This window comes from Halomonas sp. ANAO-440 (assembly GCF_019915905.1).
GTDB classification, from domain to species: Bacteria; Pseudomonadota; Gammaproteobacteria; order Pseudomonadales; family Halomonadaceae; genus Halomonas; species Halomonas chromatireducens.
Genome location: NZ_JAHXBV010000002.1, coordinates 299,663 through 322,971, shown reverse-complemented (window position 1 = coordinate 322,971; position 23,309 = coordinate 299,663). Strand labels below are relative to the sequence as shown.

The following is a 23,309-nucleotide window of genomic DNA, read 5'->3' as shown; positions in this document are numbered from 1 at the left end:
TTCCCTACCCCTTATTTACAGATATAACAGAAGAACAAAATTCAAGGACTTTTTCCTTATTACTATCGAGATCCATGGTGGCATCCAAGGCAAGAATGTCAACGCCATATTGCTGTAATACGGAAAGCATTTTTCTTTTACTAGTTTTCGATCTTTCAATGAACTCGGTTACTTCTTGTTCACCGGCATAATGAAACCAATCATTTGCAGCCCCAGGCTTCTGAGAGCTTCTTTTTTTCAAGTTCTTGATAATCTGAGCTGTGGGCGCGTCATAAAGGATTACTGAACGGTTGTCGAAAAAACGCTGTAGTGCATCATGTTGGTTTTTTTCCACGCCTTCATTCAACTGTTCATGGTACCAGAGAACTTCTCTGGAAAAATTGTGAGTTACGCCTTCATCAGAAAAAAGTCCCCGCGCTAACTTAGTGTGCCGAGAATACACATCTGCGGAGATTTCTCTAATAAAAAAGTCATAGAGTGACACTTTACGCTGTAGCGCCCCTTTACCTGAAAAAACATTCTCGTGCTTTTTCTTTAATAGAGCCTCAATGAATAGCGCATCTTGTTCTTGAAGAAGAGAAAAACTACTACCTTTATAGTTACTTATTTTTTTAACTTCGTTTCTAAAGAACCACCCCTCCTCCAGCACAGGCCGGAGATAGTTATAAAAATAGGTTTTCCCGACACCCGAAGGCCCAATTAGCTCGACAACATGGCCTACAGAAGGGCGTTGACGTTTATCAGCTGTTAAATCTTTTGGAACTTTACTTAGCTGAACGCCATTCGTGAGCAACAACTTGTTCAGTAGCGAAGTAAGTTGCATGTGTACCTCCTTATCTCACTTCGCGCTAAGCTCGGAGGAAGCAATACCCAACCTTTCACGCTGGTAGCTGCCATCCTGTACTCGGCGGCACCACTCCAGGTTCTTAAGATACCACTCCACGGTCTTGCGTATGCCCGTCTCGAAGGTTTCGGCAGGCTTCCAGCCCAGCTCACGCTCTATCTTGCTTGCATCAATGGCATAGCGCATGTCATGCCCGGGGCGGTCTGTCACATAGGTGATAAGAGACTGATAGGGAGAGTAGGCGGAAGGTGCCAGTTCGTCGAGCAGCGCGCACAGGGTGTGCACCACGTCGATATTACGCTTCTCGTTGTGGCCACCGATATTATAAGTCTCCCCCGGTGTCCCTTGGGTCACAACTCGATACAGCGCACGGGCATGGTCTTCCACGTACAGCCAATCGCGGATCTGCTCACCTTTGCCATAGACGGGCAGAGGCTTGCCCTCCAAGGCATTGAGGATCACCAGCGGTATCAGCTTTTCAGGAAAGTGATAGGGTCCGTAGTTATTCGAACAGTTCGTGACGATGGCAGGAAGGCCATAGGTACGCGACCAGGCGCGCACCAGGTGGTCGGAACTCGCCTTGCTTGCCGAATAGGGCGAGCTGGGGGCATAGGGGGTCTGCTCAGTGAATAGCCCTGCCGGGCCATCCAGGTCGCCGTACACCTCGTCGGTGGAGATATGATGAAAGCGAAACGAAGCTCTGCGCCCTTCATCCAGCCCCTGCCAGTAGTGCCTGGCGACCTCCAGCAGCGTGTAGGTGCCCACGATGTTCGTCTCGATAAAGGCCGCCGGCCCATCGATGGAACGATCCACGTGGCTTTCTGCCGCCAGATGCATCACGGCACCAGGCTGGTGCCTGGCGAAGACCTGCAAAAGCGCCTGCCGATCGCAGATATCCACCTGCTCGAAGGCATAGCGAGAATCGTCAGAAATAGACTGCAGCGACTCGAGATTACCCGCGTACGTCAATTTGTCGACATTCACCACCTGATCGTCAGTTTCATGAATAACATGGCGAATGACGGCTGAGCCAATGAAGCCCGCACCGCCGGTAATCAGGAGTTTCATAACGATCCTTGTTCAATAGAAAACATAAGTCTCAAAGCGGTGTAATACGACGCCCAATCGAGTAGTAGCTAAAGCGTTTATTGCGCATTTGTCTCGGCGCAAATATATTGCGCCAATCGAACACGGTAGGCTCGCCTAGCTGAGACTTGATGAGTTAAAAGTCCGGTGTTCGGAAGCTCTGCTACTAAGGCAGGCACGGTGCTAGGCCGTAGTAGCCGTCACACCTGATAGTAGTTGCGGTACCAGGCAACGAAATTCGCCACCCCCTCCTCGACAGGCGTCGCAGGCTTGTAATTCACGGCCCTTTCCAATTCGCTACTGTCGGCATAGGTATCGGGCACATCACCCGGCTGGAGCGGCAGCAAGTCTTTCATGGCCGACTTGTCGAGCGACGCCTCGATTGCTTCGATATAAGCGCTGAGCTTTACCGGATCGTTGTTGCCGATGTTGAACAGCCGGTATGGAGCATTGCTGGTCGCTGGGTCCGGGTGATGACTGTCCCAACCTCGGTTAGGCTCGGCAATCTGATCACTGGCCCGAATCACCCCCTCGACGATATCATCAACGTAGGTAAAGTCGCGAGTGTGGTGCCCATGGTTGAATACCGGTATCGCCTCGTCGGCCAGAATGTTCTTGGTGAACCTGAACAAGGCCATATCCGGCCGGCCCCAAGGCCCATATACCGTGAAGAAGCGCAACCCGGTGGTGGGCAGGCCAAAAAGGTGGCTATAACTATGCGCCATCATCTCATTGGCTTTCTTGGTCGCAGCATAGAACTGGAGGGGGTGATTGGCACCGTCATGCTCAGAGAAGGGCATGTTCGTATTAGCCCCATAAACGCTGCTGGTACTGGCATACGTCAGATGCTCTACCTTGGCGTAGCGACAGGCTTCCAGGATATTGGTAAAGGCGACCACATTGCTTTCGACGTAGCTATGGGGGTTTTCCAACGAGTAGCGAACGCCGGCCTGAGCGGCAAGATGAATCACACGATCGAATGCATGTTCAGCAAAGACGGCATTGACCGTCGCCTGATCCGCCAGGTTAGCGCGTACAAAGTGGTAGTCACTCCCCGTGCTCGCCGCCGTTTTTTCAAGTATCGCTAACCTCGCTTCCTTGATGGCAGGGTCGTAGTAGTCATTGACGCTATCGAACCCGACGACGCTGTCGCCCCGCTCCAGTAGCCGCTTGGTCGTATGAAAGCCGATGAAGCCAGCGTTACCTGTTACAAGTATTTTCATGAAATCACAACCTGGAGAATTGGCTAGCGGTAATTATAGAAGTAGTAACCATAATGGCCTGAAGCGGTCGAAGCCTTGCGCTCCATGGCATTCAGGATGGCCCCTTGCACGATGAGCCCATTGCCTTCGAGACGACGTTTGGCTGCCATGATCTCGCGCACCGGGTTGGTTTCGAACCGCGCGACAAGCAAGGTGGTATCACATTGCTTGCCGACCACGCTGGCATCGGTCACGGCCAGTACCGGTGGCGTATCCACGATGATCAGATCGAAGCGTGCGCTCAGTTCCTCCATGGCATCGGCAAAGCGCGGCTGCATCAACAGCTCGGAGGGGTTGGGCGGAGCCGTACCTCGGGTGATGATCCAGTAGTTATCCATGCCAGTGGGCTGAATAATCTCTTCCAGCGATAGCTGGCCTGCCAGATAATCGGCAAGACCGTTCTCGCTCGTCTTGCCAAAGGCATGGTGGAGATGACCTTTGCGCAGGTCGGCGTCAACGATCAAGACCCGTTTGCCCGCCTGGGCACTGACAGCGCCGAGATTGATACTGACGAAGCTCTTGCCCACACCTGGGCTGGGTCCGGTAATCATCAAGCGATTGTTCCGCCCTTCGAGCATGGCGAAGTGGAGGCTGGTCCGCAAGCCACGCAGCGCCTCGAGTGCCAGGTCAGAAGGCTCACGCTCTGCCAAGACCCCCACCACGATATCCTGAGCCGGCTTCCGGCGTTTGCGCTTGACCCGTCGTGCCAGCTTGTTTTGTGCAGTCGATAAGGGAATGGTGGCATAAACCGGCAGGCCGGCAGACTCGATCTGCTCGGGGGAATCGACGCCGCGGCGTAACAGTTCACGTAGCAGAACAACGCCGACAATCAGAATAAAGCCCAGCAGCGTTGCCAGAACGGTCGTTTTGGCCTTGTTTGGTGATACCTGACCAGCGATAACCGCTCGATCGATGATGCGAATATTGCCGATGGTGCCGGCGCGGGCGACTTGAAGCTCCTGCATCTTGTTGAGCACGTTGACATAGATTGCCTGGGTTACTTCCACATCACGTGTGCGCCGCACGACTTCCTGCTGCGCAGCCGGAAGCTCATTGACGCGAGCATTGAGCTCGGCTCGATCACGTTCGATCTGGCTCTTCTGCCGCAGTAGTGCCTGATAGCTGGGGTGACTTGGCGTATAGCGCTGAGCGAGCTCCGCTTCCTGAAACTCCAGTTCATTCAGCCGGGTGTCGAGTTCGATATAGCGCTGAATGGCCGCCTGCGCCTCACTGCTGAGGTCGACGCTATCGAGGTTGGCGCGATACTCGTTGAGATTCTGCTCCGCGCTCACCAGTTGAGCACGCAGCTCAGGTGCCTGCTGCTCGAGGAATTCCAGGCTCTGTTGAGCCTGTGCCGACTGACGCTCGACGTTCTGGGTGAGGAAGGTTTCCGCCACGGCATCAAGCGTACGCGTGATTTCATCCCTGTCCGGACCAACCATGGTCATGCGCAGCATGCCTGTCGCAGAGCCACGGCCGCCAACTTCCGCTACCTGTAAACGGCCGCCAATAGAGCGAATAGCCGAATTACGGTGCCGCTTGAGCAGTTGAAACCGCCCGCCTACGGCGGCATCGAACCCATCGATCATCAACTCGAGGTCGCCGTCCAGAAATATCTCCGGTTGGCCAATATGGCCATTCCCCACCGCCTCGCCGTTGACAAGCACACGGTAACGATCATCGAGGATGCGCTCGACCAGAATCTGCTGGCCCCGACGCCGGTCAGCCAACTCGAAGCGCGGCACATCGATACTTTCATTGCCCCAGATATGCGGCTGCCCCTCCATAAAGCCTGGGCGCGGTATATTGCGGCGCAAGACAAAGTTCCCAACAACAGGCAGCTCGACGGGCCTGATGATAATATCCTGCCCGAGCGAGTCCACTACCTGCCCGAGCACCATGCGAGACTGCAGAATCTGAAGCTCTGCCGGTGTGTTCAGCCTCTCTGCTCCGATGACATTGCCCACATCACCCAGCGGGCTTACGCTGGAGCGGCGCTCTACCTGAACAAGGGCATCCGATTGATAAATCGGCGTCGCCAACATACCGTGCACGATGCCCACCACGGCAAACAGGACGGTGACAAAAATAATCAACCATTTGTGATCGAACAGGACGCCAATCATGCGGCCCAGATCGATCGTTTCCTCGGCGGGAGCTTGAGTCACAGGTTTATCAGACATTGAGTTCTACTTCGGAAAGTTGAGAAAGATATTGGACAACACGTTTTATAGTCTCGACGCCCAACCATCGGTTGCTTGCAATAACAATTGGTGTACATGCTTGAACACTTCGTGACTCTTGCGGTATGGATCAGGTATATCTCGCCCATCACCATCCTCCAGCCATTTTCCGAGACGCATGGTCTTGCCTAGCATCTCGGGCCAGCGATTGGCAATTTCACGACGTTGCCCATCGCTCATCACCAGCACCAAGTCTGCATTGACCATCAAATCGATATCGAGCTGGCGGGCGCGATGCTCCTCGACATCAAGACCATCAGCCTTGGCCAGCTGCAATGCCTTGGGCTCTACCCCCTGCCCCACCAGGGCGCCGAGACCCGCAGAGTCGAATCGACGGTCGGGCAAACGCTTCCTGAGCATCGCCGCAGCCACGGGACTGCGGCAAATATTTCCGGTGCAGACGATGAGGACGTGATCGAACATGCTCAGAGCAACTGATCAAGATTATCGCTGGAGCGACGGATGTCACCGGGCAGACCGATGGATGGCAGCAGCAAGCTGATCACGCGGTTCCAGCGGGCCAACGGTGCCGTGGTGACATAGACGATATCGCGTGGTTCAAGCTGAAAGCCGCCGGCCAGGGCAAAGGCCGTCGCATCCTTCACATTCAGCTGGTATACCGTCGCCAACTTTTCGCTGGTCTCCGGTTGGCGTCGCAGCACGAAGATACCCGAGGCATCGGCAGAGACTTCATTGATGCCGCCTGCACGCGAAATGGCATCCGATAGCGACAGACGCTCACGGTTCATCGGCAGATTACCCGGTGAGCGCAATTGACCCATCATGGCAACGCCTTGGTTCTCGGCAGTGGGTACGTGGATAATATCGCCGTCCTGCAACAGACGATTCTGCCTCTGGTCTCCTTCACTGAGCAGGGCGTACAAGGACAAACGCTCTTCCTGACCGTCGCGAATGAAGGTGAGATCATGCCAGAAGGCGTTACTGGTAGGACCACCCACTTCACTGATGGCATCGATGAGGGTCATCGGTACATTGGTAATGGGCAAAACACCAGGGGAGCCTACCGCACCAGTAACATAGATTTTCTTGGAGTTGAACGCTGCCACGAACACATCGACCTGAGGATCTGTAAGGAATTGGGAGAGGCCGCGAGTCATCTGTAAGCGGATCTGATCGGTGTTCTTGCCCGCCACATTGATACGCCCCAGGAAGGGATAGAATATTGTGCCATCGGCGCGCACCTGATTCCCGACCTCTGCAGGGCTGCGTTCCGCCCCGGCAGGAATCGTCAGTTCAGGGTGATCGTAAACCACGATGCTCAAAACATCGCCCGGTCCCACAACATACTCGTAGTCGGCAATCTGGCTACGCAGCGTGTGTGGCATGGGGCTGACCCTTCGGTCCGCACGCTCCAGGGAGTTGATCAGCTCAGGGGTAATGGGCTCGATATCAACGAGATGACCCAACTCTGGCGCATCGCCCGTGTCATAGTCCATATGCCCGCCGGGAGCAATGACACAGCCTGTGAGTGTCAAAGCGGCGAAGAGCATGAATAGCTGCCGTGTAGCAATTAGATTACGCATTGGGCCGTTCCCCCGTTCCTTTCGATTGTCATTTGGCGCCTTTCCCTGGCAACTTCGTCCAGGCACGCTACCGCCCCGGGGTGTACGGCGCATCCCCGAGGCCTGAAGCGTTACTACGCTTAGTCGTGCATTTCTGTACTGGTTTCCCCGCTGCCAGAACCACCCCCGGAGGGCCTGGCCATGCCTTGCAATCAGATTCATAGTAAGACGCATCCAGATTCGGCCACTGCCTCGAGGCAGCATGACCAACGAGTGGCCATCCCCTGACAGCCGCTGAATTCACGTCCCTGTACCTGCTTCCCGGGCATAACGCCAACCAACGACGCTACCGATAGCCTCCTTCAGTTACCCTCAGGGTTTGCTAGTGCCCTTTGGGCGAATAGAAGGCAACACTGGCTGCCACGGCGTCGCCACGCCTGCCTCCCTCTTTCTCTGGCGAGTTCATCTCTGGCCGGCCAGATGACATTTCGTCCTGCAATGAAGAAACTTCTCTTGCCGGCAAGGCAGCATCAGGCGCACTTGGTCTGGGTGCCGTGTCGGCACTTCGCCCTTGCCGTTCAACATCGATAACATCAGACTGGGGGTGGTACTGGGTCGGCGCCTCCATCAGCACTCGCCGAATGCTGTCTGCATCCTGATTCGTACAGGCTGCGTGCAAGGATGAGAGAATCGGCTCTAATTCCTCCCAACTCAGTGAAGCTTCGTTGGCCGTCATGATCCGAGGATGACGCGTCTTGCCTACAGCTTCGGTTACGAGTAGTTCTTCATAGAGCTTCTCGCCAGGGCGCAGCCCAGTGAAAATGATAGAGATATCACCCTTTTTTTCTTCTCCTGCCAGTCCCTGACTTACCGGACACCCCTTACGCAAAGCCTGCGGGGAGGATGGATTCGACTGGGGGAAGTGTGGCTCGAGGCCAGTCAGGCGCACCATGCGTGTTGCCAACTCGACGATCCTGACCGGCTTGCCCATGTCGAGAACAAATACATCGCCTCCCCGGGCCATGCCTCCGGCCTGTATTACCAACTGAGCTGCCTCTGGAATTGTCATGAAGTAACGCGTGATTTCTGGGTGGGTGACCGTGATCGGGCCACCCATTTCGATCTGCTTGCGGAAGAGAGGTACAACAGAGCCAGACGATCCCAGCACGTTTCCGAATCTCACCATGGTGAAGCGGGTCTTTTGCTGCAAGGCGGCCATAGACTGGCAGACTAGCTCTGCCATTCGCTTACTGGCACCCATAACATTGGTAGGCCTGACCGCTTTGTCGGTAGAGATTAATACCATGTCGTCGACACCTGCAGCGATGGCTGCCTTGGCTACTGCCAGGGTGCCGAAAACGTTGTTTAGCACCCCCTCCCCGGGATTATACTCAACCATCGGCACATGCTTATAAGCTGCGGCATGGTAGATGGTGCTAACCCCAAAAGAAACCAGCAACCCTTTAATGCGCTCACCATTTTGTACTGATGCCAGTATCGGTTTGAAAACGACCTCTATCGACTCAGCTGCTGCGATGCGCTGTAGATCGTTTTCAATACGGTAAAGTGAAAATTCCGAGGCATCGACCAGCAGCAGTTTACTTGGATGCTGACGGAGAATCTGGCGACAGAGCTCACTGCCAATTGAGCCTCCAGCACCAGTAACCATGACGACCTTTCCTGCTATATTCGCCACCATGAGAGACTGGTCGGGAGGCACCGGGTCTCGCCCCAACAAGTCCTCTACCGCCACGTCGCGCAGCTCGTTGAACTTAGCTTTACCGGAAATGACATCCGCCATGTCAGGAATTGTCTGAACCGGGATGGACAGCGGCTCCAGCGACTCAATGATCTCCTGACGACGGGAGCGAGTGGCTTCCGGCACCGCTAACAACAACTTTTCGACGCCATAGCTATTGATTACACGGTTAGTGTCGTCAGGGGCGTACACTCTAAGCCCCTGAACATGAGTTCCCTGCAACTTCGGCGCATAATCGACGAACCCAACCGGCTCGTAGTCCCGGCCATGGCGCAGCGACATCACCAACTGCCTGCCTGCAGCCCCTGCACCGTAGATCAGCACCCGCGTCTTGAGGCGCTGTTGTCCGCGTTGATACAGCAGGCGCAACGATAGTCGTACACCACCGATGGTCATCAACGCTAGCATGATGTAGATAAAGGGCACGGACCGCGGTACAGGTAGATTGAACACACTGCTGACGACACCCAGCGTCAAGGCCGAACCCATGACTCCGGCCATTACGGCCTGGAACGCCTTGAGACCCATATAACGAATGATGGCACGGTAGAAACCTAGCCTCATGAAGATGATTAAACTAACCGGCACCACCACAGGTAACGCCATCCACACTGCGGGATCCGTAAGGAAACGCGTTGAGTCCAGCCGCAGCAGCATCGCAGTAAAGAAACTGGCCACAATTAGAAAAGAATCGGCCAGAAGCTGGATAGTCTGCTTATGACGCCGTGGCAGGCTAAACAGCTTTTTAAGTAGTTGTGCCATTCTCTATCCCTTTTCTTGGCCAAACCAGCCCCAGGCCCATCCTGAACCCTTTGAAGCGCCAGTCACATCAAAATAACGATTGACACATGCAATGTAACATTGAGTATCGAACAATACGACTTGAGCACAACCTTAATAATGTAATCCCCATCCCCTTACAGGAATGGTCTTTTTACCACATTTAGACAATGCCGAAAGCTGATTGCCAACCACAGTGCTACATTATGTATCGGATGTGGTTGCGCGCAACACTAACCCCTTAATACCGACACACCTTATGAATATAAAAATCAGGCACCACACCAATCTCAGTCGATCCATAGAATGGATGCCAGACTAACGTGCCGCTTTCAGCATCAGAAGCGAACAACAAGAACATTAACTCTCTAATGCCGGCACTCCCAGAAAACTGCTCACCACACCAAATTCACGAGAACTCTACATGGGGACCCCCTGATCCTGGTCAATACTTGGTCCTGTCTACTAACCACAGTTTCACACTACGTATCCGACGCTATTTAACTCAACCTTAATAGCATCAACCTAACTTGCTTAGAAAATTGGTCATCGCACCAAGCTCAGGTGATGCTTGGTCATGGGTGAGGTTTCGGCTCAGCGTGGCCGCAGGCAGGCTAGTGGGGTATGCTAGCCCGTGTCATTGTGTGCCGAGGCACAGACAATCGTAGACCATAGTCGACCAAGGCATAGCATGCTCTGGGTCAACTGCCCCATGATGACCACATTTTGTTACAGTCAACGCAAGGTGCCTGTTTAGACCGATGGACGCTCTGTACAAGCCCCAAGAGATCGAACGTGACGCCCAGAAGTTCTGGGACGAAAACCAGTGCTTCAAGGCGGTGGAGGACACCGGCCGCGAGAAGTTCTACTGCCTGTCGATGTTTCCCTACCCCAGCGGCAAGCTCCATATGGGGCATGTGCGTAACTACACCATCGGTGACGTGGTTTCTCGCTATCAGCGCATGCAGGGCAAGAATGTGATGCAGCCCATGGGCTGGGACGCCTTTGGCATGCCGGCCGAGAACGCGGCGATCCAGAATCGGGTGCCACCGGCAAAGTGGACCTATGACAACATCGACTACATGCGCAACCAGCTCCAGGCACTAGGCTTCGCCTACGACTGGAGCCGTGAGTTCGCCACCTGCGATACCGACTACTACCGCTGGGAGCAGTGGTTTTTCACCAAGCTGGTGGAAAAAGGGCTGGTCTACAAGAAAATGTCCACCGTCAACTGGGACCCAGTGGACCAGACGGTGCTGGCCAATGAACAGGTCATCGAGGGCCGCGGCTGGCGCTCCGGCGCCCTGGTCGAGCGGAAGGAGATTCCCCTGTGGTTTCTCAAGATCACCGACTATGCCGAGGAGCTGCTGGCCGATCTCGACACTATCGAGTGGCCCGAGCAGGTCAAGACCATGCAGCGCAACTGGATCGGCAAGTCGCGGGGGGTCGAACTCAGCTTCGACATCAAGGCAGCCGATGGCAGTGGTGCTGAAGCGCTCTCGGTCTACACCACCCGCCCCGACACGCTGATGGGGGTGACCTACGTGGCAGTGGCGGCCGGTCATCCGCTGGCCAAGTCGGCTGCCAGGGACAGCGTCGAGCTGGCCGCCTTCTGCGAAGAGTGCGCCCGTGGCGGAACCTCCGAAGCGGCGCTGGCCACCATGGAGAAGAAGGGCATGCCCACCGGGCATGTTGCGGTGCATCCGCTGACCGGGAGAGAAGTGCCGGTCTACGTGGCTAATTTTGTCCTCATGGAGTACGGCACCGGTGCGGTCATGGCGGTGCCCGGCCATGACCAGCGCGACTGGGAATTCGCCACCAAGTATGGCCTGCCAATTGAAGCGGTGATCGCCGAGGAGAACGGTCAGGCACCGGACCTCTCCCAAGGAGCCCTGGAAGAGTACGGCACGGTAATCAACTCCGGTGAATTCGACGGCCTCGATTTCACACAGGCCTTCGATGCCATCGCCGCCAGGCTCGAGTCCCTCGGCCGCGGCGAGGTGAAGACCAACTATCGCCTTCGCGACTGGGGCGTTGCCCGCCAGCGTTACTGGGGCGCACCGATCCCGGTAAAATACGGCCCCGAGGGCCAGACCGTGCCGCTCTCCGACGAGGAACTGCCGGTCGCCCTGCCCATGGAGGTCACCGTCGATGCCAGCGGCTCGCCGCTGAAGCGCATGCCCGAGTTCTCGGACCTGGGAGACGGCTGGGTGCGCGAGACCGACACCTTCGATACTTTCATGGAGTCCTCCTGGTACTTCGCGCGCTTCTGCTGTGCCGATAACCACGATGCCATGCTCGACGAGCGTGCCGACTACTGGCTGCCGGTGGATCTCTATATCGGCGGCATCGAGCACGCCATCCTGCATCTGCTCTATGCGCGCTTCTTCACCAAGCTGATGCGCGACCTGGGCCTGATAAAGGTCGACGAGCCCTTCCAGCGCCTGCTCACCCAGGGCATGGTGATCGCCGAGACCTTCTATCGCTCGACGCCCAACGGCGGCAAGGAATGGTTCAACCCCGCCGACGTGGAGGTCAAGCGCGATGAAAAGGGCCGCCCAATCAGCGCAGTGCTGATCGAAGACGGCCAGCCGGTGGAGATGGGCGGTATCGAGAAAATGTCGAAGTCGAAGAACAACGGCGTCGACCCGCAGTCGATGATCGACCGCTTCGGCGCCGATACCGTGCGCCTGTTCATGATGTTTGCCGCGCCGCCCGAGCAATCACTGGAGTGGTCCGATTCTGGTGTGGAAGGCGCCAGCCGCTTCCTGAAGCGACTCTGGCGAATCGTTTTTGAACACCTCGAGGCCGAGCGCCAGGAAGCCGGGCAGCTCGCCACACTCGACGTGGCCCAGCTGAATGATCCTCAGCGCGAGCTGCGCCGCAAGACCCACGAGACGATCAAGAAGGCCAGCGACGACATAGGCCGTCGCACCACCTTCAATACGGCCATCGCTGCGGTCATGGAGCTTTCCAATGCATTGGGCCGCTTTCAGTCTGACAGCAACAGCACCTCCCCCCAAGGCCTTGCCGTGGCACGGGAAGCCATCGAGGCCTGTGTACTGCTGCTCTCACCGATAACGCCGCACGCCTGTCACGCTCTTTGGCACAGCCTTGGCCATGAGGAAGCGGCCATCGACGCTTCCTGGCCACAGCTGGATGAGTCAGCCCTGGCTCGCGATACCCTGGAGCTGGTAGTACAGGTCAACGGCAAGCTGCGGGCCCGCATCGAGTCACCGGCAGACGCCGACAAGGCCGACATCGAGGCTCAGGCGCTCTCCGCGGAGAACGTTCAGCGCCACATGGAGGGAAAGACGGTCCGCAAGGTGATCGTGGTACCCGGTAAGCTGGTCAATATCGTTGTGGCGTAACGCCCCCAGGAGTCGATCAATGCAGCGACGCACCTTCCTCGGGTTATTGCTGACCGGCAGCGCCAGTCTCGGCCTCACAGGCTGTGGCTATCGTCTGAGAGGTCTCGATGCGCCCGGCCCGGCCCTCAGGGAGATCGCCATCGCCGCCAGCGAAAGCGATCTTGCCGGAATGGTGCGGGAAAGGCTGGAATCCGGCGATACCCGTGTGCATGCCCAGGCGCCACTGGTGTTGAACTTGGGTGCCGAGGCGTTCCGTGAACGCCCCCTCGGCATTCAGGGTACGGGCCCCCGCGAGGTGGAAATGGAGCTCCGGGTGCCCTACTCGGTTCAGCGGCAATCCGATGGGGCCTATCGACTGCCTCAGCGGCAGATCGAGGTCGTTACCCGCTTTACAGTCAGCGATGACAACTTGTTGGCTCAGGAGGATATCCGCGAAGAGGCACGGCAGGAGCTGCGCCGCGATGCTACCCGCCGGCTGCTGGACGAGCTGCGTTCTCTGGAATGACGAAAAAACGATGAAGGTCTTTGCCGACAAGCTTGCCGATGCGCTGGCCAAGAAACTCCCCCCGGTGGTCATCGTCGCCGGTGAGGAGCCTCTACAACACATGGAAGCCTGCGATGCCGTCAGGGCGGCGGCCCGCTCCCGCGGCATCGAAGAGCGCGATATCCTGAATGTTGAAGCCAACTTTGCCTGGGGCAGGCTGCGTGAAACTGCCGCCAGCCTGTCACTGTTCGCTTCCAGCAAGCTGATCGAGCTCAGGCTGGGCTCAAGCAGCTTGGGGCAGGAAGGCGCGAAGGCGTTGAAGGAGCACGCTGGAGAGCTCCAGGGCAGCGATGATGTGCTGCTCATCGCCATGGGCAAGCTCGACTATCGTCAGCAGAAGAGCGCCTGGTTTCAGGCGCTCGACAAGGTTGGCCTGTTCGTTCCGGTATGGCCGGTGGACCCTTCCCGTCTAGGCTACTGGCTGCGGGATCGCGCCGAGCGATACCAACTGTCCCTCGATCTCGATGCCGCCCGCATGCTGGGTGAGCGTACCGAAGGCAACCTGCTGGCCGCCGACCAGGAATTGCAGAAACTCTCCTTGCTGCTACCCAAGGGCACCCGTATCGGTCCCACCGAGATCACCGGAGGCGTCGAAAACAGCGCCCGCTACGACGTCTTCACGCTGATGGATGCCTGCCTGAAGGGAGAGCGCGAGCGGGTCTCGCGCATCATTCGCGGGCTGCGTGGCGAAGGTGTCGAGCCGCCGATCGTACTCTGGGCACTGACCCGGGAGCTGCGCACCCTGCTCTCTCTTCATCAGCATCTGTACCAGGGCCAGAGCTTCGAACACGCCTGCAAGGCCCAGAAACCCGCCATCTTCGACAAGCGTCGACCGGCCTATCAGCAGGCCATCGCGCGACTGCCTATGAAGCGGTTGCACAAGCTCCTGCTCCTGGCCCAACGCCTGGACCTGGCGATCAAGGGTGCCAGCCCTCTGCCACTGTGGGACGGCCTGCACGATCTGGCCCTGACCCTGGCCGGCGGCCGTGGCCTACTCGCGGAACTCCCCTCCTCATACCGTGTGGGTTAACGCCTCGATTTAAAGCGTTAACTCTGCGTCAGATATTCGCCCCGAAATACTGCGATCATCCCACTGAAAACCCTGCCTGGGAGCCACCCGCATGAGCCGTCCCTTACGCCTGACGCTTTCACTGGTCGCCCTGACGACCTGCTTGTTCGTGGCGCTCGCCATGGCGCCCGTCCAAGCCTCCGCTGCCGCCCCCAGTGAACTCACCCCGTCACAGGATGAGACGCCGATTCTCACGCTGCACAGCGACGGCGAGCGCCGTCCGGTCAGTCGCGCCGAAATCGAGTCATCCCCCCTCCATGAGGTGACACTTCAGCATTTCGAAGGCCCCCAGGGGAGCTTCGCGGGCGTGTGGCTGGACGACTTTCTCACCTCCCAGAACCTTGACGTTTCCGCCACGCTGCGGCTTATCGCCCACGATGACTATACGGTCTTCATCTCCCCCCAGGATCGTGAAGAGACGCGCTACCTGCTCGCCACGCGACTGGATGGTGATCCCCTGACGCTCGAGGAGTTCGGCCCCACCATGCTGATCGTACCCGCCGATGCCCAGGCCGTTGAAGCCGGCACGGCGAGCATGACGCACTGGATCTGGTCGATTCGAGACATCCAGGTCCAATGAGCCAACGCCATTACCGCGCCCTGAGCTGGCAGATGGCCTTGGGGTTCACCCTGCTGGCGGGCGTCTGTGCCCTGGCCATAGGGTTCTACATGATCAATGCTCGCCAGCACGTGGGGGCCAACTACGCGGCACTGGTCGCCGATGTGGTGCGGGCCCAGCAGCACCCTGTTTTGCTTCGCCACACGTTGGACAGACTACAGTCACCGACACCGCAGTTAGATCAGGAGCGCCTCGAGAATCTGCTGTGGCGCATACCCCAGCATATCGACGGTGTCACCTATGGCCTGGAAAGAAGCCAACTTGATTCAGGGGCCTATGCCTCGGCGCTAGACAGGCTGCGTCGTGTAGAAGAGCAGATGCCGGAGCTGCAACACCACATCGATGACGTACTGGGGGGAGCCGCCCCGGATGGACTAACGCGACTCGGCTACGTGATCGAGAACGAGCTGTCATGGGCCTATAGCGAGCTCAACGAGCTCATCCACGTCGCAGCCGCCGAGCAGCGATTAACAATGGAACGACTCACCTGGGCAATCGGTGCCCTGGTCGTACTGGTGTTGATGGTGGTCGGCGGGCTCATGCTCGCCCTGCTACGTCTGCACAGGGAACGAGAAGCCGTGAAACGTCTCAGCCTGGCCGACGAGCTGACCGGACTTGGCAACCGGCGCTATCTTCTTGAAGTCGCAGGTCGTCTTCATGAGCAGAGCCTGCGCAACAACCAGCCGCTGAGCATAGCGCTGCTCGACCTTGATCTCTTCAAAGAGCTCAATGACAGCCTGGGGCATCCAGCCGGTGATAGAGTGCTGAAGGCCTTTGCCAACGCCATCCAGGAAGAGATACGCCAGGCCGATTTTGTGGCCCGGATCGGCGGCGAGGAGTTTTGCATTCTGATGCCCGACACACCGTCGGAAGGGGCTTTTGAACTCGCTGAACGCATTCGACACCATATCGCTGGGCTCACCGAACCGACACTCGGCGCGCCGACGACACTCACCGTCAGCCTGGGCCTGGCCACGGGACAGGGGCAGGGTTCACACTTCGACTCGCTCTACTCACGCGCCGACAAGGCACTCTACAGAGCCAAGGCGAATGGGCGAAACTGCACACGTGTCGCCTGAGCCGGCCAATTTACATGATGCAAGAGCATGAAATATCACGGCCTTTCTGCTTATACTAAGAAGGCATCGTTGGAGTGCAGGACGCATCCCACTCGCCGTGACAGCGATACGGATCATTCAAGAGCCGGAAGCCCAAACCAAAAAGAAGGAAGATCGCCATGAAAAGACTCTACCGTTATCTCAGCCCGCTGCTGATCCTCGCCATGCTGCTGGGAAGTATTTCCGTCGCCACGGCCGCCCCCGTACCTGCCAGTGATCTTGTGACCACCCAGGCAGCCCTCAGTGCCGAGCGGCCCGATGCCGATCGCGAGCGCATTCACGAGATTCTCTCCCGGGCCGACGTCCAGGAACAGCTGATTGCTCAGGGTGTGGACCTTGATGAAGTGGAAGCTCGTGTAGCCGCTCTCTCCGATGAAGAGGCACGCCAAATGGCCGAGCAACTCGAGCAGCTGCCGGCGGGTGCCAGTGTCGTCGGTGCATTGCTGTTCGTCTTCGTCGTATTGCTGGTTACCGATATTCTCGGTCTCACCAACGTATTCCCCTTCACGCGTTGACAGGAAGCGTTATGACAGCTCGCCGATTCAGGCAGCTCTTGAACGCCCGCTTTGCGGGCGTTCTGCTGTCGGCCCTCTCGATGATGCTCGCTGGGTGTGCCACCAGCCCGCAGCTGGCCGATGCCACGGAAGCTTCCCTTCCCATGCGGGCGAATATCGAAGGCGTACCATTCCATGCCCAGCAGGAGTACCAGTGTGGCCCGGCCTCGCTTGCCATGGTGCTCAACAGCCAGGGTGTGGATGTGGCGGTGGACACCCTGATTCCACAGGTCTTCATCCCGGACCGGGAGGGCAGCGTTCAGCCGGAAATGCTGGCGACCACCCGCCGCCATGGCCTCATACCCTACGTACTGAACAATAGTTTCGATGCTCTTCTTATCGAGATCGCGGCTGGCCATCCGGTAGTGGTAATGCAAAACCTGGCACTTCCTGCCTGGCCCATGTGGCATTACGCCGTGGCCATCGGCTACGATCGAGAGGCCGAGGAGCTGATCCTGCACAGTGGCGAGGAACCCGAGCGCATCGAGTCCTTCCGCCGCTTCGATGCCACCTGGGCACGAAGTGATCGCTGGGCTTTCGTTGCACTGCCAGCGGGGCAGCTTCCAGAGGCGATCGGCGCATATCGTGCCCTCGATGCGATCGCCTCCTTTGAGCAGGTACAGGGGGCGCAGGCGGCACTACCCGCCTGGGAAGCCTTGGTCAGCCGCTTTCCAACGTCCGCCATGGGACACTTCGCGCTGGGCAATGCTCGCCATGGGATCGGCGACATGCCGGGTGCCATTGATGCCTTCCGCGAGGCTGTTCATCATGATGATGAATTTGCCGTGGCATGGCTCAACCTGGGGCTGTCACTGAAGAACCAAGGCAGCGACGAGGAAGCCCAGCGTGCCTTATCGAGAGCGGCGGATATTCCCGGCCAGTGGCAGGCACAGGCCCAAGAGGCATTGAAGACGTACTAGATCGTCATTGGTCACAGGAAGAATCAGATCATGAGCTACGACATTGTCCTCAAGCGCATTTATAGCCCTGCCGAGACGGAGGATGGCGCCCGTGTGCTGGTGGATCGCCTCTGGCCTCGCGGCAAGCGCCGCGAGAGCCTGGCCCTCACGGAGTGGTATCGGGACGCTTCGCCCTCCACCTTGCTCAGGCGCCAGTATCATCAGGACGAGATCAGCGAAACCGTCTTCGCTGCACGCTACCGAGGCGAGCTTCGCGATGACCCTGCCTGCCTGATGCCCCTGATGCGCCATGCCCGACGCGGGCGCTTGACGCTGCTTTCGGCTGCCCGCCATCTTGACGACTCCCACCTGCCACTGCTGCGGGATGCTCTGCTCCAGGCCCTGCAGGACGAGGATGCCGCCGATTGCGAACCGGCCTCGCCACCGTGCTTTGCCCATCAGGTTGACCCGGAGAACTGAAAACGGCGCCCTTGGGCGCCGTTTTCACTTGCGTGGACTCTGACCAGGATCAGAACACCCGATTGAGACCATTCTGCGCCGCCACCCGATAGGCCTCGGCCATGGTGGGGTAGTTGAAGGTGGTGTTGACGAAATACTTCAAGGTGTTGGCCTCGCCCTTCTGCTGCATGATCGCCTGGCCGATATGGACGATCTCCGAGGCCTGGTCACCAAAGCAGTGGATGCCGTAGATCTCCAGGGTGTCCTGGTGGAACAGGATCTTGAGCATCCCGACGGTATCCCCGGTAATCTGCGCACGGGCCGTATCCTTGAAGAAGGCCTGCGCCACTTCATAGGGCACCCGGGCCTCGGTCAGTTCCCGCTCGGTACGGCCGAAGGAGCTGATCTCCGGGATGGTGTAGATCCCCGTGGGCACCTCGTTGACGTAGCGATAGTCCCTTTCGAGCAGCTCGTCGCAGGCGTTGAGACCCTGGTCGTAGGCAGCGCTTGCCAGGCTCGGCCAGCCGATCACGTCACCGGCGGCATAGATGTGGGGGATCGCGGTGCGGTAGTGATCATCCACCTGCAGCTGACCTCGGCCATTGGCCTCCAGTCCGATATTCTCTAGCCCGAGTTCATCGGTATTGCCAGTTCGTCCGTTGGCCCAGAGGAAGGCATCGGCACGCAGCTTCTTGCCCGACTTGAGGTAGACCGTAACGCCGGACTCATCGCCCTCGACGCGCTCATACTCTTCGTGGTGACGAATCAGCACCCCGTGCTTGCGCAGGTGATAAGAGAGCGCGTCACTGATCTCATCGTCAAGAAAGGAGAGCAGGCTGTCACGGTTATTGATCAGGTCGACCTTGACGCCCAGGCCGGAGAAGATCGAGGCATATTCGCAGCCGATGACACCGGCACCGAAGATGATCAGCGTTCGGGGAGTATGCGACAGGCTGAGGATAGTGTCGGATTCGTAGATGCGCGGGTGACGGAAGTTGATATCCGCTGGCCGATAGGGGCGTGAGCCGGTGGCAATAACGATTTTCTGGGCGACAAGTTCTTCCAGCGCCTCCTGCCGATCGCGAATCAGCAGCGTATGCTCATCCTTGAAACGTGCCACACCGCTGAACAGGTCGATCCGATTTCGGGCGTAGAATCGGGTGCGCATTTCGACCTGCTGGTCGATGGTGACCCGTGAGCGTTCCATGACCCTGGGAAAAGAGAACCAGCGAGGCTCACCGATATCGCGAAACATGCGATTGGTATTGAAGGCCATGATCTGTTTGACCTGGTGGCGCAGCGCCTTGGAGGGAATCGTGCCCCAGTGGGTACAGTTGCCGCCCACCACCGGCTGCTTCTCCACGACCGCAACTCTCTTGCCGTGCTTGGCAGCATTGATAGCCGCACTCTCACCGGCGGGGCCGGTCCCGATTACCACCACGTCATAGTTATGAACTGCCATGGACTCTCGCTTCTCCTTTTCCCTAGCATATTGGTTGAGGATGGCAATCAGCGCCGGGTTGCATCGTACCCCAGGTCGGCGCCGCGGCTTTCATCACTCTTGCGACGGGCGCTGCGGCTGTTCTTGCGGTTCTCCTCCTCGCAGATCTCATCCTTGCCACCGCAAACCTCGCAGCCGTCCTTTAGGCCCAGGTTATTGAGCCCGCCGCAGGAGCCGGCTATGGGCTTGCGCCCCATGATCACGCCAATCGCCATGGCAGCCATGACGAGCAGCATGAAACCGAGAACCAAGAAGAAAATGTTCATGTCGCGCCCCTCTCAATTAGTACTCGAGCAATTAGTACTCGAGCCACGGCTCCATTGCCGCGGTGTAGAGAATTTCAACACCCTGTGGTGTCTTGACAACGAGCCGTGCGGCACTATCCATCCCCAGCACCTGGCTCATCGTCGTATTCTGCTGGTCGGCGGCCATCAGCAACAGCGCCTGACGCGATGCCTCGCTGGCAGTGTCGGCCACCACGCTGATTCCCAAGGTTCTGGGCAGAGCAGGTATTGTCACGGGGGTGGGCCTGACCTGTCGATGCACCAGTGCAGCACCTGTGAGGTTGATTCGACGCCCCGCGCCCTGCTCCGGCAGTCCCGCATGCTCGAGAGAGAGCCACCAGCCTCCTCCGGGTGGCAGCCCGCGGGTGCGAATCACACCGCCAACCTCGACCATCATGTTTTCGACATCATGATCGGTAAGCCATTCCGTAAGATGATCGACGGCAAGCGCGTGTAATAGCCGCTCCAATTCGTCGCCAAGCGATATGGGAGGCGCAAACGGTAGCCGCGCAGCGCCGGAAAAGGCGGCTGCAAGCGACCCCATGAGGGCATCTCGCTGCTGCTGGAGGTGTGCCAGCTCACTTTGTATGCCGACCGCAATACGTTCCCGCTCTTGTGCATCGAGATCGGCATACAGGGTGATATGGTAACCCGTGCCCAGGGCAGTACCCTGGTACAGCTGCTCCTGAAGCTGGCTGCGACAGGCGCTCAGTAGCGCCATGGGCAGCATCATCAGGAGGAACATGAACAGGGCTGGCCCACTATGGGCCAGCCCTGAAAATCGCCGTGAGGCGAGTGAGATCATCCGCCGAAGTCATCCAGCAGGATGTTCTCGGGCTCCACCCCCAGGTCAAGCAATAGCTTGATCACGGAGGCGTTCATCATGGGCGGCCCGCACATGTAGTACTCGCAGTCCTCAGGTGCCGGATGGTCCTTGAGGTAGTTGTCGTACAGCACGTTGTGGATGAAACCGGTCGGGCCTTCCCAGTTATCCTCGGGTAGCGGGTCGGAGAGTGCCAGGTGCCACTCGAAGTTGGGGAACTCCTCGGCCAACTGGTCGTACTCCTCGTTGTAGAACGTCTCGCGCCAGGAGCGGGCACCGTACCAGAACGAGATCTTCCGCTGGGATTTCAGGCGTTTGAGCTGATCGAAGATGTGGCTACGCATGGGCGCCATGCCGGCACCGCCGCCGACGAAGATCATTTCCGCGTCGGTCTCCTTGGCGAAGAACTCACCGAAGGGCCCCATCACCGTTACCTTGTCTCCCGGCTTGAGGCTGAAGACGTAGGTCGACATCAGGCCCGGCGGATGGCTGGTGTTGGGCGGCGGCGTGGCGATACGGATATTGAACTTGAGGATCCCCACCTCTTCCGGATAGTTCGCCATGGAGTAGGCGCGGATGACCTCCTCGTTGCTCTTGTGGGAGAGCTTGAACAGGTCGAATTTCTCCCAGTCGCCCCGATACTCCTCCTCGATATCGAAGTCGGAGAACTTGATATCGTAGGGCGGCGCCACCAGCTGAACGTAACCGCCGGCACGGAAATCGACGTTCTCGCCTTCGGGTAGCTTGAGGTTGAGCTCCTTGATGAAGGTGGCAACGTTCGGGTTGGAGATGACATCGCACTCCCACTTCTTGACGCCGAAGACCTCCTCGGGCACCTCCACCTTCATGTCCTGCTTCACCGGTACCTGGCAAGAGAGGCGCCAGCCGTCCTTCTTCTCGCGCATGGTGAAGTGAGACTCTTCGGTGGGCAGGATGGCACCGCCGCCCTCTTCTACGCGGCACTTGCACTGGGCGCAGGAGCCACCGCCGCCGCAGGCCGACGACAGGAAAATGCCGTTGGCGGCCAGGGTATCGAGCAGCTTGCCCCCGGCTTGGGTAGTCAGGGTGTGCTCGGGGTCGCCATTGACCTCGATGGTCACGTCCCCGGTGCTCACGAGCTTACTGCGAGCTGCCAGGATCACCCCCGTCAGACTGATAACGATCAGGGTGAACATGAACACACCGAGCAAGATGACAGATGTTGCAACCATGTCGGTTTCCTATTTGCTGTGAGTAACCTGATTCCCGGCGACGGATAACGTCGCCGGAAACGCGCCCTGGCTCAGAGCTGAATGCCGGAGAAGGACATGAAGCCCAGCGACATCAAACCCACGGTGATGAAGGTAATGCCCAGGCCCTGCAGGCCAGCGGGCACATCGCTGTACTTGAGCCTCTCGCGCAGACCCGCCAGAGCCGTGATCGCCAGCGCCCAGCCCACACCGGAGCCGAAACCATAGACCACGGACTCGCCGAAGTTGTAGTTGCGCTCGACCATGAACAGCACACCACCAAGGATGGCGCAGTTCACGGTGATCAGCGGCAGGAACACACCCAGGGCGTTGTAGAGCACAGGCACATACTTGTCGAGGAACATCTCGAGAATCTGAACCAGGGCGGCGATGACGCCGATATAGCTCAGCAGCCCCAGGAAAGAGAGGTCGACGTTCTCGGTACCGGCGATACCCGTCCAGGTGAGTGCCCCTTCCGCCAACAGGCCATTGTAAATGACGTTGTTGACCGGCACGGAGATGGTCAGCACCACGATGACCGCGATCCCCAGGCCGAAGGCTGCCGAGACCTTCTTGGACACCGCCAGGAAGGTACACATGCCCAGGAAGAACGCCAGGGCCAGGTTCTCGACGAAGACCGAGGCAACGAACAGACTAATATAGTGTTCCATGTTACACGGCCTCCTTGGGTTCGGTGTTGTGCTTCATCTTGAACTCGTTCTCCTCCACCTGCTCGGGGTGCGCTTCACGAATGATCCAGATCATCAGACCAATAATGAAGAACGCCGAGGGCGGCAGCAGAAGCAGGCCATTGGGCACGTACCAGCCCCCGTCCTGAACGGGCTGCAGAATGGTGAAACCGAATATGCTGCCAGAGCCGAACAGCTCGCGCACGAAGCCGACGAACATCAGTACCAGACCATAGCCCAGGCCATTGCCGACACCGTCGATGAAGGACATCTTCGGGTTGTTCTGCATGGCGAAGCCTTCGGCACGGCCCATGATGATGCAGTTGGTGATGATCAGGCCGACGAAGACAGACAGCTGCTTGGACATTTCATAGGCAAACGCCTTGAGTACCTGATCCACCACGATGACCAACGATGCGATGATGGTCATCTGCACGATGATACGGATCGAGGAGGGTATGTGATGTCGAATCAGCGATACGAACAGGTTGGAGAAGGCACAGACGAAGATGACAGCCAGGGTCATGACCAGCGAAACACTCATGCTGGTGGTGACCGCCAGCGCCGAGCAGATGCCAAGCACCTGCAGGGCGATGGGGTTGTTCTTCGTCAGCGGCGCCGTAAGTACGCTCTTGGGAGTTGCATCCGCCATG

At 58.1% G+C, this 23,309-nt stretch carries 21 protein-coding genes; 8 read left to right on the top strand and 13 right to left on the bottom strand.

Annotated elements, in window-relative coordinates:
- Window positions 1–4: 4 nt before the first annotated feature.
- The 7 genes from KZO25_RS02510 to KZO25_RS02480 form a co-directional block, all read right to left on the bottom strand.
- On the bottom strand, window positions 5–823 hold the full coding sequence (locus tag KZO25_RS02510; protein ID WP_223135717.1) for a hypothetical protein: 819 nt from the start codon (window positions 821–823) through the stop codon (window positions 5–7).
- Window positions 824–838: 15 nt separating this feature from the next.
- The gene (gene rfbB / locus KZO25_RS02505) at window positions 839–1,912 is read right to left on the bottom strand and encodes a dTDP-glucose 4,6-dehydratase (protein ID WP_223135716.1); all 1,074 of its coding nucleotides are present in this window, start codon (window positions 1,910–1,912) and stop codon (window positions 839–841) included.
- A 218-nt stretch (window positions 1,913–2,130) separates the two neighbouring features.
- Complete coding sequence (locus tag KZO25_RS02500) at window positions 2,131–3,153, bottom strand: NAD-dependent epimerase (protein ID WP_223135715.1); 1,023 nt, start codon at window positions 3,151–3,153, stop codon at window positions 2,131–2,133.
- A 23-nt stretch (window positions 3,154–3,176) separates the two neighbouring features.
- A complete protein-coding gene (locus KZO25_RS02495) occupies window positions 3,177–5,375 on the bottom strand; it encodes a polysaccharide biosynthesis tyrosine autokinase (protein WP_223135714.1) in 2,199 nt (732 codons plus the stop codon).
- Between the two features lie 45 nt (window positions 5,376–5,420).
- Window positions 5,421–5,858, bottom strand: a complete 438-nt coding sequence (locus tag KZO25_RS02490) for a low molecular weight protein-tyrosine-phosphatase (protein WP_223135713.1) — start codon at window positions 5,856–5,858, stop codon at window positions 5,421–5,423.
- Window positions 5,859–5,860: 2 nt separating this feature from the next.
- Entirely contained in the window at window positions 5,861–6,979 is a 1,119-nt protein-coding gene (locus KZO25_RS02485) for a polysaccharide export protein (RefSeq protein WP_223135712.1), read from the bottom strand.
- Between the two features lie 361 nt (window positions 6,980–7,340).
- A complete protein-coding gene (locus KZO25_RS02480) occupies window positions 7,341–9,479 on the bottom strand; it encodes a polysaccharide biosynthesis protein (protein WP_223135711.1) in 2,139 nt (712 codons plus the stop codon).
- 779 nt (window positions 9,480–10,258) lie between these two features.
- On the opposite strand from KZO25_RS02480, the gene leuS reads away from it, so the two are divergent.
- From leuS to KZO25_RS02440, 8 genes are all read left to right on the top strand, one after another.
- Window positions 10,259–12,868 carry a leucine--tRNA ligase gene (gene leuS / locus KZO25_RS02475; protein WP_223135710.1) on the top strand — a complete coding sequence of 870 codons (2,610 nt, stop codon included), beginning with the start codon at window positions 10,259–10,261 and terminating at the stop codon, window positions 12,866–12,868.
- 19 nt (window positions 12,869–12,887) lie between these two features.
- Window positions 12,888–13,373, top strand: coding sequence for an LPS assembly lipoprotein LptE (gene lptE / locus KZO25_RS02470; RefSeq protein ID WP_223135709.1), 486 nt, complete (start codon window positions 12,888–12,890; stop codon window positions 13,371–13,373).
- A gap of 10 nt (window positions 13,374–13,383) precedes the next feature.
- Window positions 13,384–14,442, top strand: coding sequence for a DNA polymerase III subunit delta (holA, locus tag KZO25_RS02465; protein ID WP_223135708.1), 1,059 nt, complete (start codon window positions 13,384–13,386; stop codon window positions 14,440–14,442).
- 91 nt (window positions 14,443–14,533) lie between these two features.
- Entirely contained in the window at window positions 14,534–15,061 is a 528-nt protein-coding gene (locus KZO25_RS02460) for a hypothetical protein (protein ID WP_223135707.1), read from the top strand.
- Window positions 15,058–16,179, top strand: coding sequence for a sensor domain-containing diguanylate cyclase (locus tag KZO25_RS02455; RefSeq protein ID WP_066445711.1), 1,122 nt, complete (start codon window positions 15,058–15,060; stop codon window positions 16,177–16,179). Before KZO25_RS02460 ends, KZO25_RS02455 begins: the two co-directional genes overlap by 4 nt.
- Before the next feature lie 158 nt (window positions 16,180–16,337).
- Entirely contained in the window at window positions 16,338–16,733 is a 396-nt protein-coding gene (locus KZO25_RS02450; protein WP_223135706.1) for a PA2779 family protein, read from the top strand.
- An 11-nt stretch (window positions 16,734–16,744) separates the two neighbouring features.
- Complete coding sequence (locus KZO25_RS02445; protein ID WP_066445705.1) at window positions 16,745–17,692, top strand: PA2778 family cysteine peptidase; 948 nt, start codon at window positions 16,745–16,747, stop codon at window positions 17,690–17,692.
- Window positions 17,693–17,722: 30 nt separating this feature from the next.
- Window positions 17,723–18,151 (top strand): DUF488 domain-containing protein, encoded by a 429-nt coding sequence (locus tag KZO25_RS02440; protein WP_223135705.1) that lies wholly within the window; start codon window positions 17,723–17,725, stop codon window positions 18,149–18,151.
- Between the two features lie 49 nt (window positions 18,152–18,200).
- On the opposite strand, the gene sthA is transcribed toward KZO25_RS02440, so the two are convergent.
- The 6 genes from sthA to KZO25_RS02410 form a co-directional block, all read right to left on the bottom strand.
- Window positions 18,201–19,592 (bottom strand): Si-specific NAD(P)(+) transhydrogenase, encoded by a 1,392-nt coding sequence (gene sthA, locus KZO25_RS02435; protein WP_223135704.1) that lies wholly within the window; start codon window positions 19,590–19,592, stop codon window positions 18,201–18,203.
- A 47-nt stretch (window positions 19,593–19,639) separates the two neighbouring features.
- Complete coding sequence (gene nqrM, locus KZO25_RS02430) at window positions 19,640–19,897, bottom strand: (Na+)-NQR maturation NqrM (RefSeq protein ID WP_066445697.1); 258 nt, start codon at window positions 19,895–19,897, stop codon at window positions 19,640–19,642.
- Between the two features lie 31 nt (window positions 19,898–19,928).
- Entirely contained in the window at window positions 19,929–20,720 is a 792-nt protein-coding gene (locus tag KZO25_RS02425) for an FAD:protein FMN transferase (protein WP_223135703.1), read from the bottom strand.
- Window positions 20,717–21,949, bottom strand: coding sequence for an NADH:ubiquinone reductase (Na(+)-transporting) subunit F (gene nqrF / locus KZO25_RS02420; protein WP_223135702.1), 1,233 nt, complete (start codon window positions 21,947–21,949; stop codon window positions 20,717–20,719). Before nqrF ends, KZO25_RS02425 begins: the two co-directional genes overlap by 4 nt.
- A 71-nt stretch (window positions 21,950–22,020) precedes the next feature.
- Window positions 22,021–22,638 (bottom strand): NADH:ubiquinone reductase (Na(+)-transporting) subunit E, encoded by a 618-nt coding sequence (gene nqrE / locus KZO25_RS02415; protein WP_066445691.1) that lies wholly within the window; start codon window positions 22,636–22,638, stop codon window positions 22,021–22,023.
- 1 nt (window position 22,639) lies between these two features.
- Complete coding sequence (locus tag KZO25_RS02410; RefSeq protein ID WP_066445683.1) at window positions 22,640–23,308, bottom strand: NADH:ubiquinone reductase (Na(+)-transporting) subunit D; 669 nt, start codon at window positions 23,306–23,308, stop codon at window positions 22,640–22,642.
- Window position 23,309 lies beyond the last annotated feature (1 nt).